Raw genomic sequence first — 14,238 nt, forward strand, 5'->3', positions numbered from 1 at the left:
GGTGTGCCTTTCGGCATAGGCGGCGTGATCATCGGCGACGGCGCGGCGGGGCTTGCCACGGCCAGGATCCTGCGTGCCATGGGCCGCATGCGGCGAAACATCATCGACACAGGCGGAACGGCGGCCGGCGCTCGGCGTTGGGCACCTGCCGCCCGCTGGCTCTGAGGTTTTGAGGCCGACATGAAACTGTTCGACTGCCCGCATTGCGCCCATCGTCTCTACTTCGAGAATGCGCAATGCCTGAATTGCTCCAGCCTCGTGCTCTACGATCCCGGGCATGCCCGCTTCGCCCTGTCGGGCGCCGACGGCATCTTCCAGTGCACCAATGCCGATGAATGCGCCTGCAACTGGATGGCCGAACCGGGACATGGGTTTTGCCGCGCCTGCGGGCTGAACCAGCTGATCCCCGATCTTTCCGTCGACGGCAACCGCCGACGCTGGATCCGGGTCGAGGCGGCCAAGAAGCGCGCCATCTATTCGCTGCTCGCCTTCGGCCTGCCGGTGGCGCCCAAACAGGCGCCTGCGGACGAGGTGGGCCTCGCCTTCGACTTCCTCGCCGATCCGATCGGCGGCGGGCCGGGCGGCGAACGCATCCTGACCGGCCATGACAATGGCCTGATCACGCTCAACGTCGCCGAGGCCGATTCAGCCGAGCGCGAGAAGCGTCGCGTCGAGATGGGTGAGAATTACCGGACGCTGCTCGGCCATTTCCGCCACGAGCTCGGCCACTATTACTGGGATCGCCTGATCCGCGACGATCCGCAAAGGCTGGACGCTTTCCGCACTTTGTTCGGCGACGATCGCGCCGATTACGAACAGGCGCTGAAGACCTACTACGCCAACGGTGCCGCGCCCGACTGGCAGCAGAACCACATCTCGGCCTACGCCACCTCGCATCCCTGGGAGGACTGGGCCGAGACCTGGGCCCACCATCTGCACATCACCGACACGCTGGAGATGGTCCACGCGCTGAACTTCCCGCTCGGCCGGCTGGAGACGGTGGAAGCCAATGACTTGCCGCGAGGCGACACCGGCGGCGAACTGCAGGCGGCCCCTTCGGAACCTGCCAACGCGCCCGAGCCCTTCGAAAAGATCCTTGCCCGCTGGCTGGTGCTGTCGGAAGCCTCCAATTCGATCAACCGCTGCATGGGCCTGCCCGACCTCTATCCCTTCGTCATTTCGGACGTGACGGCGCGAAAACTGGCCTTCGTTCACGAGCTTTTGACCGGCCTGCCGAAAGACGTGGGAACAAATCGTGAGTTGGCGCAGGCGTTTTAGCCGGAACGCATGCGCCGCTGCCCCGTTTTCACCGCCGAGGGACCATGAAAACGGAGTGAAGCCATGAAATCCGTCTTGTTGCCCGCAATCGCCGGGATGATGACCGTGATGTCGGGCGCCGCCTTTGCCGACACCGCCGTCTCGGCCGTCACCGATCTCAACGTGCGCGCCGGGCCCGGTCCGCAATATCCTGTCATCGGCGTGCTCGCCGCCGGCCAGTCCGCGACGCTCAATGGCTGTATCGAAAACAGCAAATGGTGCACCATCGCCGAAGCCGGCGGGCAGGGCTGGGTCTATTCCGACTATGTAACGGCCGATTTCAGCGGCAGCCGGGTGATCCTGACGCAGCGTCCGCACGGCTCCAGCGTGGCAATCGTCTCGCCGCCGGAAGACATCGGCAATTATTCGACCGACTATACCGGGGCGATTGTCGCCGGCCAGCCGGCCGAGGACGCCTTTCCTCCGCCTCCGGCCGAGGTCCGCACCTATGTCGACACCCATCGCCTCGACCCCGTCTATCTCGACGGCGAGGTGGTGACCGGCGCGACCCTGCCCGACACGGTCGAGCTGCGCGAGATTCCGGACTACAACTACCGCTATGTCTATGTGAACGGTCAGCCGGCGCTGATCGACCCGCAGACGCGGCGCATCATGTACGTGGTGCGTTGACGGCGGTCGCGGTCGCGGCAACAGGTTGCCTGTATTGGGAAGCGCCACCCTTTGCGACGGGATCCTTCTCCCCGTCACTATACGGGGAGAAGATGCCGGCAGGCAGATGAGGGGCTGCGCCGAGGTTCCGCCAAAAGCGCCGACTGATTGAGACACAAGCAACAGCGCGACCCGGCCCTTGTCTTGACTCCGCCGCCGATTTCCTGTCTACACGCCTCGAATTCCGCGACGAGTATCCCTCCGAGCAAGTCGACCAGGACGCCGAAGCCTCTTTGAGGTGGTGCTGTAAAGAGATCCTGGAGGCCAACACCCGGCAGCGCAATGCGCCCCCGGGTGCTTTTTGGTTTTGGGCTTTGCTTTTGCTTGGACAGTTGGCGCGAACGCATTACCTCTCGGGTCGAATGAACCGAGATCGAAGGACGCAAGATGTTTGAATCGCTGCAGGAGCGTCTTGGCTCCATCCTGAACGGCCTGACAGGCCGCGGCGCGCTTTCCGAGGCTGATGTCTCGGCGGCGCTGCGCGAGGTGCGCCGTGCGCTGCTCGAGGCCGACGTGGCGCTCGAAGTGGTGCGCTCCTTCACCGACAAGGTGCGCGAGAAGGCTGTCGGCGCCGCGGTGCTAAAGTCGATCAAGCCCGGCCAGATGGTCGTCAAGATCGTCCATGACGAGCTGGTCGACATGCTGGGCGCCGAGGGCGTCGCCATCGACCTCAATGCGCCGGCCCCCGTCGTTATCATGATGGTCGGCCTGCAGGGCTCCGGCAAGACGACCACTTCGGCCAAGATCGCCAAGCGGCTGACCGAGCGCCAGAACAAGAAGGTTCTGATGGCCTCGCTCGACACGCGGCGGCCCGCCGCGCAGGAGCAGCTGCGCCAGCTCGGCGAGCAGACCAAGGTCGCGACGCTGCCGATCATTGCTGGCCAGAACCCCGTCGACATCGCCAAGCGCGCCGTGCAGGCCGCCAAGCTCGGTGGCCATGACGTCGTCATCCTCGACACCGCCGGCCGCACCCATATCGACGAGCCGCTGATGGTCGAGATGGCCGACATCAAGAAGGTGTCGAGCCCGCACGAGATCCTGCTGGTCGCCGATTCGCTGACCGGCCAGGACGCCGTCAACCTGGCGAAAAGCTTCGACGAGCGCGTCGGCATCACCGGCCTGGTGTTGACCCGCATGGACGGCGATGGCCGCGGCGGTGCCGCGCTTTCGATGCGCGCCGTCACCGGCAAGCCGATCAAGCTGATCGGCACCGGCGAAAAGATGGACGGGCTGGAGGAGTTCCACCCCAAGCGCATCGCCGACCGCATCCTCGGCATGGGCGACATCGTCAGCCTGGTCGAAAAGGCCGCCGAGAACATCGACGCCGAGCAAGCGGCGGCGATGGCCAAGAAGATGCAGTCGGGCAAGTTCGACCTGAACGACCTCGCCCAGCAGCTTCAGCAGATGTCGAAAATGGGTGGCATGGGCGGCATCATGGGCATGATGCCCGGCATGGGCAAGATAAAGGACCAGATGGCCGCCGCCGGCCTCGACGACAGGATGTTCGGCCGCCAGCTCGCCATCATCTCCTCGATGACCAAGGCCGAGCGCGCCAATCCCGATATTCTCAAACACTCGCGCAAGAAGCGCATCGCCGCCGGCTCCGGCACCGACGCCGCCGAGATCAACAAGCTGTTGAAGATGCATCGCGGCATGGCCGACATGATGAAGGCGATGGGCGGCAAGGGCAAAGGCGGCGGCCTGATGCGCGGCATGATGGGCGGCCTTGCCTCCAAGATGGGGCTTGGTGGTTTGGGGGGCGGCATGATGCCCGGCGGCATGGGCGGCATGCCCGATCTCTCCAAGATGGATCCCAAGCAGCTCGAAGCCCTGCAGAAGCAGGCGCAGGCCGCCCGCCTCGGCGGCATGAAGGGCCTGCCCGGCGGACTTCCCGGCGGCGGCCTGCCTGGGCTGCCCGGCGGCATGAAACTTCCGGGGCTTCCCGGCCTCGGCGGCGGCGGACTGCCGGGCCTTGGCAAGAAGAAGTGAGAATACGGATGAACGAAGAAAAGGACATGGCAGACGCCCGCACCATCCTGGCCGGCTATCGCGCTTCGATCGACAACATCGACGCCGCCCTCATCCACATGCTGGCCGAGCGCTTCCGCTGCACCAAGGCGGTCGGCGTGCTGAAGGCCGAGCATGGCCTGCCGCCGGCCGACCCGGCGCGCGAGCAGCAGCAGATCGCCCGTCTGCGCCAGCTGGCCAACGACGCGCATCTCGACCCCGATTTCGCGGAGAAGTTCCTCAACTTCGTCGTCCGCGAAGTGATCCGCCACCACGAACAGATCGCCGCTGCCAACGGCGTGACGAAAACCGGCTGAAAACAAAGATTTAGCCGAACCATATCAACGAAATCAGAGCTTTTAGGAGATAAGAAATGGCACTGAAGATCAGACTGGCCCGTGCGGGGTCGAAGAAGCGTCCTTACTACCACGTCGTCGTCGCCGACGCCCGTTCGCCGCGTGACGGCCGGTTCATCGAGTCGCTCGGCTCGTGGAACCCGCTGCTGCCGAAGGACGGCGAGCGCGTCAAGGTCGACGCCGACCGCGTCAAGCACTGGCTGTCGCACGGCGCCCAGCCGACCGACCGCGTGCTGCGCTTCCTCGACGAGGCCGGCCTTGCCAAGCGCGACGCCCGCTCCAACCCGAAGAAGGCCGAGCCGGGCAAGAAGGCGCAGGAACGCGCCGCTTTGCTGAAGAAGGCGCAGGAAGACGCTGCCGCCGCCGTTGCGGCCGCTTCAGCCGCGCCGGCCGAGGCGGAAGCCGCCACCGCCGAATAAAGATCGCTTCATCGCATCGACAAAACGGCGGGCCGGTGCCCGCCGTTTTGCTATTGTGCGCCCGTGCCATGGCGGTATCGGATGGAACGGATGGGCGAACGGCCAGTCACGGAAGAAATCCTGTCCGGCCGCGTTGCCGGAACGCTGCTGCGATGCGCCGACGCCACGACGGGCGTCGTGGTGCTGAGCGGATCCAGCGGCCGTGTCGACGTCGCCCGCGCACGGCTGTTTGCCGGCGAGGGCGCATCCGCTCTAGCGCTGCAGTGGTTCGGCGGCGAAGGCCAGGTCCCCGGCATATGTGAAATCCCTCTGGAGATTTTTTTCGCCGCGACCGACCATCTTGTCGGGCTGGGCTGCCGGCGCATCGTCTATGTCGGCACGTCCAAAGGCGCCGAGGCGGCCTTGCTTGCGGCGGCGCACGACCCGCGCATCGACGCCGTGGCCGCGATCAGCCCGACATCGGTGGTGTGGGGCAATATCGGGCCGGGCCGCGACGGCACCAGCTGGCCCGAGCGATCGTCATGGACGCTGAAGGGGGTGCCGCTCCCGTTCGTTCCGACCGAGCCGAACTGGCGCGCGAGCCATGTCGATGGCCTTGTCTCCTACAGGGGGCTATTCGAGCATTGCCTGGCAAGCTTCAAGCAGGAGGCCGAAAAGGCCGCCATTCCCGTCGAGGCTATCTCGGCGCAGCTTGTGCTGGTCGCGGGCGGCGACGACGCGCTGTGGCCCTCGCTCGACTTTGCCCGATCGATTGTTCGGCGTCGAGAAGATGTCGGAAAGGCCACCCGCCTCGTCTCAAACCCCGATGCCGGCCACCGCATTCTCTTGCCGGGTGAAACCACCCCACGGTCCGCATTGCACGCCCATGGCGGCAATGATCAGGCCGATGCGCGTCTCGGCCGCGACGCCTGGAAATTGATCCGGGACCTGTTGTAGGCATTTTCACGAAAACGGCGAGCCTGCGCCCGCCGTTTTGCTGTCTTCAGTGCTGCCCGCCGCTCAATAGCCGCTTGGGCAGCGGTCGACATAGACACGGCCATTGCGGTCGCGGTAGCGGCACTGGCCACTTTCGCTGGCGTGGCCGATCAGGGCACCCGCCACGGCGCCAACCGCGCCTCCGACGACAGCGCCCTGGACCGGATCCCCAGCCACGGCCGCGCCGACCGCGGCGCCACCAAGGCCGCCTACGGCAGCGCCTTTTTCCGTCTGCGAGCACGCGCCCAACGCCATCGTCAGCACCAGAATGGTAATCGCCTTCTTCATTATGAAATCCTCTCTCTCACGCGGATCGCCGTCCTCGCCGCCATTTCGTTAACTCGCGTGCGGCTGATTTGATCCCTGGGAGAGTGACGATTGGCCGGCTTAGCGTCGACGACGGTTTCGGCACTTGCGATCAAGATTTTGAAATTGTTAGCCTTTGTTGCTCCGTTGCCTGCTTCAGATTGGCCAGGCCGGCCTCGAAATCCTTGCCGATCAGCTTGTCGAAGTCCATGAATAGGCCCATCAGCTTGGCGATGAACGGTCTTGCGCCGCGCATCGCCCAGGTGACGGTTGTGGCGTCGCCCGATGGCCTAAGCGAAAAATCGACGCTGTTGTTGGCCCGGAACGGCCTCTCGAAATCGAGCTTCAGCGAGATCAGCGAGGACGGCACCGAATTGACGATCTCCATGCGCCCCTTGCCGGCCTTGCCATTGCCTTCCCAGGCATAGACGGCGCCCTTGCCGCTTTGCGCGCCCGAGACCGTGCGCTTCATGTTGGGGTCGAGCTTTTCGTAGGGCGACCATGTCGGCCAGCGGCTGAGATCGTTGATCAGCGGGAAGATCGCCTCCGGCGCAGCCTTGATGGTGGCCGTGCGGGTGGTGACGAAATCATTGGGCCGTGTCGCGGCGTAGATGAGGACGGCGGCGATGAAGACGACCAGGATGATGAGGATGGTGCTGAACATTTTTCTCTCCTCAAAGCAATTTCAGGAAAAGTGTGAAGCGGTTTCCCTCCGGAATTGCGTCAGAACAATGAGACTATCGGCTGAACGGGATCAGTGCGCGCACCTTGGGGTCGCGCAGATAGAGACCGCCCCACAGGATGATGCCGAGATAGACGCCGAACAGTGTGTGGGAGAACAGCGGGCTATCGATGCGCAGCTTTGTAGCGATGGCGCCGCCCATATAGGCGGTGAGCAGGATGGCGCCGAGCACCGAAGTGCGCGGCCAGGCGTAGAGCGCCGTCGAGACCAGGCCGATGACGCCGAGCAGGCGCGCGACATTGGCGTCGGCCGGCCAGCCGAGCGGCACCATGGTCTGGGTGACGATGTCGAGCGGCGGCAGCTTGATGGCGCCGTCGGAGACCATGAACAGGATGATGAGGCCGCTGAGCACGCGGCCGGTCCACAAGGCGCCGGACGAGGCAGGCGCGGTTTCGGAAATGCTCATCGGTGTTCCTCCCTGATGGTTCGAACCCCTTTCGCCGGGGTCGAACCAAGGACGCGGCACGAGGCGGCAATCCTACAGAGGGCTGGGTTTTTTCGATCCGTCCTTTGGCCGGCAGGCAAGCCGAACCGGATTCTAGGAGAAATAAAACTTCTCGGCCGGGAGCATTTTTGGCGGCGCCTCCCCCAGCGCCTCGAACACCGAGATCTCGCAGACGCGGCACAGGCCGTCGAGAGCGAGGTCGTTGGCTTCGGTGCCGAACGGGTCCTCGAGCTCCTCCGAAAGCGCATCGAGGCCGAAGAAGGTGTAGGCGATCAGCGCCGTGAACAGCGGCGTCGCCCAGCCGGTGGTCGAGATCAGCCCGATGGGCAAAAGCAGGCAGACGATATAGGCCGTGCGGTGCACCAGCAGCGTATAGGCGAAAGGCAAGGGCGTGCCGGCGATCCGCTCGCAGCCGGCCTGGATGGCGGTGATCGACGCCAGCCTCTCATCGAGAATGCGAAAGCCGATCGGATCGACGTCGCCTGACCGGCGCTGCGCATTGGCGCGCCGCCCCATGCGCCGGACCATCTCGTCGGCCGGATTGGCAAAGGCTGCGATCGTCTCCGCCTCGGCGTCGATGAACGCGCGGGCGTCCTTGATGCTGTCGGTCTTGCGCAGCTGGCCGCGCAGGAAATGGCAGAAGGCCAGCGCCTCCATCAGCAAGGCGCGCTGTTCGGCCGGATCGGGAATGAGGCTGGTCGTGGCGCGCGCCAGATTGCGGATCTCGAAGACCAGCGTGCCCCACAGCTTGCGCGCTTCCCACCAGCGGTCATAGGCGGCGTTGTTGCGGAACGACAGATAGATGGACAGCGTCACGCCGACCAGCCCGAACGGCGCGATGTTGAAGACGCCGAGATCGAGTTCGAACCATCGCGCCAGGGCCAGGATGACCGCCGAATAGACGGCGAAGCCGAAGATCTGCGGCAGGATGCGCGGCACCACGGAGCCGCGCATGATGAAGAACAGCTGCAGGAAGTTGGGGCGCGGGCGAACGATCATGGACGGCCTTTCACGGGCCGGCATCGGCCCTGAGCTGCTCTATTGTGCGATGCGACAGATCCGCAAGCCCGGCCGCCAGCGACATCGCCATGTCGTGCGCGGTGCGGACTATCGGCATGTGCCGGTTGCGGATATTGAGAAGCCTGTTGCCCGTCCCAGTTCAGGCGAGAAAGATGACCGGCGAGACCGATCTGAAGACATTGTTGGCGTCGATGACGCCGGAATTGCTCGACGGCATCCATGTCTTCGCCACGCTGGCGCCTGGAGTTTCCCAGCCGAAGAACCTCGATCCGGTGATGCTGTTTCGCGAGCGCGAGGGCACGACGCTGATCGTGACCGAGGACGCGGCAAAGGCAGCCGGACTGGCCGCCTCGTTCCGCTGCCGGATGATCACGCTGAACATCCACTCATCGCTGGAAGCCGTCGGCTTCCTCGCCGCCATCGCCACGCGGCTCGCCGCCGCCGGCATGGGCGTCAATCCGGTCTCGGCGTTCTATCATGATCACCTGTTCGTGCCGGCGGAGCGGGCGGAGGAGGCGCTGGGGCTGCTTCATGAGCTGGCCAAGGACAGTGCCGGCTGAAATCAACGCCCGCGTACATACAGAATATCCGGCAGGCCTTCTTCGTTGGTGGTGCCGTCGCCGAACGCTTCCGCGCGGAACCCATGGCGCTCATAGAAGCGCCGGGCGCCGGTGTTGGCCTGGAAGGAATGGAGTTTCGCGACCGGCAAAGCAGCGGTCGCGTCGATCAGCAGCCGGCTGCCTATGCCTTGCCCCGTCCAGGCCGGGTCGAGATAAAGTTGTTCCACCCAATCGCCGCTGACGGCAATGAAGCCGACAATCTCGCTGCCAGCTTCGGCGACCGTCACCTGCTGCCGTGGCAGCACGATGTCGCGGATGAAGGCGAGGTCCTCGGCCGGCGTATGGATGACCGGCATCCAGTCGTAGGCATCGAGCGCCGCCCGCATGAGCCGGGCAATGGCAGCAGCATCTGAGCCGCTGGCCGGGCGCAGAGTGACAGGCCGAGCACCGTTCATAAAGTAAGCTCAATCCGAGGGGCAGGTGCGGGCTTTCCCTTCTCCCCGTGTGGGAGAAGGAAAAGGTGCCCTTAGCCCGCGACCGCGGGCCGCCGGTCGTCCGGCGCGCCCGCGCAGGGCCAGCCGCGGCAGCGGCGATACGGCCCGTGAGCGAGAAAAGAACCCCCGTCAGGCCGCCTTCTTCTTCGGCTGGATCAAGCCGCGCTCGACGAGGAGCTCGGCGATCTGCACCGCGTTGAGCGCCGCGCCCTTGCGCAGATTGTCGGAGACGACCCACATCGACAGGCCATTGTCGACGGTCGAATCCTCGCGGATGCGCGAGATGAAGGTGGCGTCCTCGCCGGCCGATTCCAACGGCGTGATGTAGCCGCCGTCCTCGCGCTTGTCCAAGACCTGGCAGCCCGGCGCGTCGCGCAGGATGTCGCGCGCCTCGTCGGCGGTGATCGGCTTCTCGAACTCGATGTTGACCGCTTCCGAATGGCCGATGAACACCGGCACGCGCACGCAGGTCGCCGTCAGCTTGATCTTGGGATCGAGCATCTTCTTGGTCTCGGCGACCATCTTCCACTCTTCCTTGGTGAAGCCGTCGTCGAGGAAGACGTCGATATGCGGAATGACGTTGAAGGCGATGCGCTTGGTGAACTTCTTGACGTCGACCTGGTCGGCGACGAACACCGCACGGGTCTGGGTGAACAGCTCGTCCATGCCTTCCTTGCCGGCGCCCGATACCGACTGGTAGGTGGCGACGACGACGCGCTTGATGGTGGCGAAATCATGCAGCGGCTTCAGTGCCACGACCAGCTGCGCGGTCGAGCAGTTCGGGTTGGCGATGATGTTCTTGCGCGTGAACAGCGAGATCGCGTCCGGGTTCACTTCCGGCACGATCAGCGGCACGTCCTGGTCGTAGCGGAAGGCCGACGAATTATCGATGACGACGCAGCCCTGCTTGCCGATCTTCGGCGACCATTCCTTGGAGACATTGCCGCCGGCCGACATGACGCAGATGTCGGTGTCGGAAAAATCATACTGGTCGAGCGCCTTGACCTTCAGCGTGCGGTCGCCGAACGACACTTCCGTGCCCTGGCTGCGCCGCGACGCCAGCGCCACCACTTCGCTTACCGGAAAGCCGCGCTCTTCCAGTATGTTGAGCATTTCCCGGCCCACATTGCCCGTGGCGCCGACGACTGCAACCTTGAAACTCATAAAGATCTCCTGTCCCTCTCCGCTTGGTTTTTGGAGAAAACCCGCCGGCCAATGCGGGTTCCGTCCCCCGGGCCGGACCCGGGAGAGGGTGGTTAGGCCAAGGGAATCACACCGTTTTGGTGGTGGTTTTCTTGGCCGTGGTTTTGCTGGAACGAGGGGACGCGCCGACGCGCCCGGCCCAATGGTTCGCATTGCGGCTGGGGGCATCGAATGCAAGAAGAGCCATCAAAAGGCCGCGCATCGAAAAACGATCCCGTTCGAAGCGGGCTTTTACGCGGTTTGCGGCAGGAGTCAATGCGCGGCGCGGCGCATGGCCTTCATGGCGCGCCCTGTACAAGAGCGGCGGCAGGAAGTACGAACGGCCAAGATTGTTGGGCTGGCGCGGCGCCGGCCCCGATGTGCTCCATGATGAGCGCAGAACCCTGAATTCCGAAAGAGCGAGATGTCCAACTTTGAAGGTATCGTCCCGGCGCTGGCACAGGCGCTGGAAAAACGCGGCTATTCCGAACTGACGCCGGTGCAGAAGGCGGTGCTGGAACTCGGCCAGGCCGATGCGCTGGTGTCGGCGCAGACCGGCTCCGGCAAGACCGTGGCCTTCGGCCTTGCCATGGCGCCGACGCTTCTCGACGGCGCCGAGCGTTTTGGCCCGGCCACGGCGCCGCTGGCCTTGGCGGTGGCGCCGACGCGCGAGCTTGCGCTGCAGGTGACGCGTGAACTCGAATGGCTTTACGAGCCGACCGGCGCCACGGTGGCGTCCTGCGTCGGCGGCATGGACATGCGTACCGAGCGGCGCGCGCTGGAGCGTGGCGCCCATATCGTCGTCGGCACGCCCGGCCGCCTGCGCGACCACATCACCCGCAACTCGCTCGACATGTCGGGGCTGAAGGCGGTGGTGCTCGACGAGGCCGACGAGATGCTCGATCTCGGTTTTCGCGAGGACCTCGAATTCATCCTCGATGCCGCGCCGGCCGAACGCCGCACGCTGATGTTCTCGGCCACCGTGCCACGCTCCATCGCCACGCTGGCGCAGGGCTATCAGCGCGATGCCGTGCGCATCTCCGCCGCCGGCGAGGAAAAGCAGCATCTCGACATCGAATACCGGGCGCTCAACGTCGCCCAGGCCGACCGCGAGAACGCCATCATCAACGTGCTGCGTTTCTACGAGGCCAAGAACGCGCTGGTGTTCTGCAACACGCGCGCCGCCGTCAATCACCTGACCGCACGTTTCAACAACCGCAATTTTTCCGTCGTCGCCCTTTCGGGCGAGCTCAGCCAGAACGAGCGCAGCCACGCGCTGCAGGCGATGCGCGACGGCCGCGCAAAAGTCTGCATCGCCACCGACGTCGCGGCGCGCGGCATCGACCTGCCCAACCTCGAACTGGTCATCCACGCCGACCTGCCGACCAATCCCGAAACGCTGCTGCACCGCAGCGGACGGACAGGACGCGCCGGGCGCAAGGGCGTCAGCGCACTGATCGTGCCGGGCAGCGCCCGCAGGCGCACCGAGCGGCTGTTGCAGAACGCCGGCCTCAAGGCGACCTGGGCGAGCCCGCCCTCAGCCGACGATGTGATGCGCCGCGACGACGAGCGCATCCTCGCCGATCCGGCCTTCGACGAGCCGGTGAAGGACGATGAGCGCGCTTTCATCGACGCGCTTCTCGCCAAGCATGGCCCCGAACAGGTGGCGGCCGCCTTCGTGCGCCAGTGCCGCGCCAGCCGCTCGGCGCCCGAGGACCTCATGGACGTCGCGCCGTTCACGCCTTCGCGTGAAAGACTGGCGCGCGAAAGACCGGCCGGCGAAAATTTCGCGCAGCGCGACGAGGCGCCGAGCCGCCGTGACGATTTCGGCGCCAGCGTCTGGTTCTCGCTGTCGGTCGGACGCCGGCAGAATGCCGAGCCGCGCTGGCTGATCCCGATGCTGTGCCGCACCGGCAGCATCTCGAAGCGCGAGATCGGCGCCATCAAGATGCAGCCGGAAGAAACCTTCGTGCAGATCGCCGCGGACTGGGCCGACCGTTTTCTCGCCGCCATCGGGCCCGACCGCAAACTGCAGGGCAATATCGTGGTCAAGCGGCTCGACGGCACGCCGGACCTGTCGCGGGCCGGCTATCAGCCGCCCAGCCCAGACAAGAAGCCGCATCGCGGCAAGGCGCCATTCGACCCGAACGCGCCGAAGCGCAAATTCGAGAAGCGCGCACCGGCCTCGGTCGACCAGCGCCCGGCAGCCGCGCATGAGGCAAAGCCGTGGGCGAAAAAGCCGGGCAAGCCGAAGTTCGACAATGCCGGCCCGCCGAAGCACAAGAAGCCGAAGAAGCGGCCTTCGTAACCCTACGAACGCCGGGACGCGCTCTCTTTCAGGCCGGCCTTGATGGCCGACCAGCTGGCGGCCGCCGGCGTCGGCCGATGGTTTTGGGCGATGCGCTCCGCCAATGAGGAACGCCAGGCATGATCCTCAGCCATCCTGCGGATGGCGGCGTACCAGCCGGCCTGGTCTTCGGAATCGATCGCCGGCATCAGCCCGCCGCTCGCTTCGATCAGCGACGGCGCCGTCGACACGATGACCGGAACGCCGAAATCGAGACATTCCGAGGCGCCGTAGCCCCAGCCCTCTATATGCGAGGGAAAAACGCCGAAGGTGGCGCTGCGATAATAGCCTATGAGCTGCTCGTCGCTGACCAGTCCGGTGAAGGTGACCGACTGGAGCAGTTCGGGATGCGCCTTGAGAAAAGCGCGCAGCGGTTCGATCATCCAGCCCCAGCGCCCGGCGCAGACAAGCCTTGGCAGCTTGACGCCCTCTTCCCGCGCCTGCTGCCAGATCCGCGCCAGCAATATGTGGTTCTTGCGCACTTCGATGGTCGAGCAATAGAACACGAACGGCTCGCCTGCCTCGATGCGCGAGGTCGCGCCGATGCGCGATGCCGTCTCGTGCAGGATGGAAGGCATCGGAAACCGGTAGACCTCCGGCGCGCCGATGCCGGCCTTGCGCATATATTCGGTCAGCGTCGCGCCGACCTCGTCGGAGGCGCAGAATGCCGGCGCACCGGCGCGCACGAGCTGCTCGAGATCGGAGCCGAAACGGCGCTCGCCGGCGCTCAAGCCGATCAGGTCGGGGCGCAATGCCGGGATGATGTCGTGACACAGGAAGGCAACCTTGCCGGCGCCGCCCGAAACGGCGAACCGGTCTTCCTGGGTCAGGATGTGATGGCTGATCAGCACAAGGGCGGGCTCCGTCTCGGCCGGCCGGGCCGGGGCCTCTCGCAAACCAAGGCGGATCCGCGCCCGCTGGTACAGGCGATAGGCGCGGATCAACAGCCGCGTCGCCTGCCAGGCGATCCCCATGCCGCCATTGGTCACCGTCCTGGCCAGATGGCGGTCCGCGTCACGCTTGTCCCAGGGCTGCTGCCGCACCGCCTCGAAAGCCCGCGACAGCGCCGCGCGTCTCCCCGGCCACCGCTTGACACGATGCGGTGAAATCTCGCCGGCCGCGACGTGGTCCTGTTCGAAAGGCGCAAGCGGCCGGAACCGGCCTTCGCCTGGCCTGAACGCCACCACCTCCACGTCGGGGTCGGGATCCGCCAACGCCGCATTGACGAGAAAGCTCTCCACCCGTGGAATGCCCGCCAGGCCCTTGCCGGGCGGCCAGAACATCAGGCCGGTCGCATCGATGGCCAGTGCAGGGGCAAGCCTCGCCGGCCTTGCGGCCTGCCCTTCCTCGGTCCCGGCGCTGGCATCGGAATGCTCGACTGTCATGGTCTGCTTCGGTG

The 14,238-nt window shown here is 65.5% G+C and carries 16 protein-coding genes; 8 read left to right on the plus strand and 8 right to left on the minus strand.

Features of this window, described 5'->3' with window-relative positions; genetic code table 11:
* Positions 1–180 precede the first annotated feature (180 nt).
* The 6 genes from CK226_RS14960 to CK226_RS14985 all read left to right on the plus strand — a co-directional run bounded on the left by CK226_RS14960 (position 181) and on the right by CK226_RS14985 (position 5,704).
* Complete coding sequence (locus CK226_RS14960; RefSeq protein WP_095792280.1) at positions 181–1,278, plus strand: putative zinc-binding metallopeptidase; 1,098 nt, start codon at positions 181–183, stop codon at positions 1,276–1,278.
* Between the two features lie 63 nt (positions 1,279–1,341).
* A complete protein-coding gene (locus CK226_RS14965) occupies positions 1,342–1,947 on the plus strand; it encodes a DUF1236 domain-containing protein (protein WP_095788962.1) in 606 nt (201 codons plus the stop codon).
* A 426-nt stretch (positions 1,948–2,373) separates the two neighbouring features.
* Positions 2,374–3,975: a signal recognition particle protein gene (gene ffh, locus CK226_RS14970; RefSeq protein ID WP_095792281.1), complete on the plus strand. Its 1,602-nt coding sequence runs from the start codon at positions 2,374–2,376 to the stop codon at positions 3,973–3,975.
* 8 nt (positions 3,976–3,983) lie between these two features.
* The gene (locus CK226_RS14975) at positions 3,984–4,310 is read left to right on the plus strand and encodes a chorismate mutase (RefSeq protein ID WP_095774841.1); all 327 of its coding nucleotides are present in this window, start codon (positions 3,984–3,986) and stop codon (positions 4,308–4,310) included.
* Between the two features lie 56 nt (positions 4,311–4,366).
* Positions 4,367–4,768 carry a 30S ribosomal protein S16 gene (gene rpsP / locus CK226_RS14980; protein WP_019862097.1) on the plus strand — a complete coding sequence of 134 codons (402 nt, stop codon included), beginning with the start codon at positions 4,367–4,369 and terminating at the stop codon, positions 4,766–4,768.
* A 90-nt stretch (positions 4,769–4,858) separates the two neighbouring features.
* Positions 4,859–5,704, plus strand: coding sequence for an acyl-CoA thioester hydrolase/BAAT C-terminal domain-containing protein (locus tag CK226_RS14985; RefSeq protein ID WP_095792282.1), 846 nt, complete (start codon positions 4,859–4,861; stop codon positions 5,702–5,704).
* A gap of 63 nt (positions 5,705–5,767) precedes the next feature.
* Here the strand turns inward: CK226_RS14985 and CK226_RS14990 are convergent, their stop codons facing one another.
* The 4 genes from CK226_RS14990 to CK226_RS15005 all read right to left on the minus strand — a co-directional run bounded on the left by CK226_RS14990 (position 5,768) and on the right by CK226_RS15005 (position 8,235).
* Positions 5,768–6,031 (minus strand): YMGG-like glycine zipper-containing protein, encoded by a 264-nt coding sequence (locus CK226_RS14990; protein ID WP_095774843.1) that lies wholly within the window; start codon positions 6,029–6,031, stop codon positions 5,768–5,770.
* A 130-nt stretch (positions 6,032–6,161) separates the two neighbouring features.
* On the minus strand, positions 6,162–6,713 hold the full coding sequence (locus CK226_RS14995; protein WP_095792283.1) for an SRPBCC family protein: 552 nt from the start codon (positions 6,711–6,713) through the stop codon (positions 6,162–6,164).
* A gap of 73 nt (positions 6,714–6,786) precedes the next feature.
* Positions 6,787–7,197, minus strand: coding sequence for a DoxX family protein (locus CK226_RS15000; protein ID WP_095792284.1), 411 nt, complete (start codon positions 7,195–7,197; stop codon positions 6,787–6,789).
* A gap of 132 nt (positions 7,198–7,329) precedes the next feature.
* A complete protein-coding gene (locus CK226_RS15005; protein ID WP_095792518.1) occupies positions 7,330–8,235 on the minus strand; it encodes a bestrophin family protein in 906 nt (301 codons plus the stop codon).
* A 173-nt stretch (positions 8,236–8,408) separates the two neighbouring features.
* Between CK226_RS15005 and CK226_RS15010 the strand changes: the two genes are divergently transcribed.
* Positions 8,409–8,816: an ACT domain-containing protein gene (locus CK226_RS15010; RefSeq protein WP_095792285.1), complete on the plus strand. Its 408-nt coding sequence runs from the start codon at positions 8,409–8,411 to the stop codon at positions 8,814–8,816.
* Positions 8,817–8,818: 2 nt separating this feature from the next.
* Here the strand turns inward: CK226_RS15010 and CK226_RS15015 are convergent, their stop codons facing one another.
* The 3 genes from CK226_RS15015 to CK226_RS15025 form a co-directional block, all read right to left on the minus strand.
* Complete coding sequence (locus CK226_RS15015) at positions 8,819–9,271, minus strand: GNAT family N-acetyltransferase (protein ID WP_095792286.1); 453 nt, start codon at positions 9,269–9,271, stop codon at positions 8,819–8,821.
* 168 nt (positions 9,272–9,439) lie between these two features.
* Positions 9,440–10,474: an aspartate-semialdehyde dehydrogenase gene (locus tag CK226_RS15020; RefSeq protein ID WP_010912399.1), complete on the minus strand. Its 1,035-nt coding sequence runs from the start codon at positions 10,472–10,474 to the stop codon at positions 9,440–9,442.
* 106 nt (positions 10,475–10,580) lie between these two features.
* Complete coding sequence (locus tag CK226_RS15025) at positions 10,581–10,811, minus strand: hypothetical protein (RefSeq protein WP_095792287.1); 231 nt, start codon at positions 10,809–10,811, stop codon at positions 10,581–10,583.
* Between the two features lie 105 nt (positions 10,812–10,916).
* On the opposite strand from CK226_RS15025, the gene CK226_RS15030 reads away from it, so the two are divergent.
* Positions 10,917–12,800 carry a DEAD/DEAH box helicase gene (locus tag CK226_RS15030; RefSeq protein WP_095792288.1) on the plus strand — a complete coding sequence of 628 codons (1,884 nt, stop codon included), beginning with the start codon at positions 10,917–10,919 and terminating at the stop codon, positions 12,798–12,800.
* Positions 12,801–12,802: 2 nt separating this feature from the next.
* Here the strand turns inward: CK226_RS15030 and CK226_RS15035 are convergent, their stop codons facing one another.
* Positions 12,803–14,224 carry a glycosyltransferase gene (locus tag CK226_RS15035; protein ID WP_179301056.1) on the minus strand — a complete coding sequence of 474 codons (1,422 nt, stop codon included), beginning with the start codon at positions 14,222–14,224 and terminating at the stop codon, positions 12,803–12,805.
* Between the last annotated feature and the right edge of the window lie 14 nt (positions 14,225–14,238).

This window comes from Mesorhizobium sp. WSM4311 (genome assembly GCF_002295115.1).
Classification (GTDB): domain Bacteria; phylum Pseudomonadota; class Alphaproteobacteria; order Rhizobiales; family Rhizobiaceae; genus Mesorhizobium.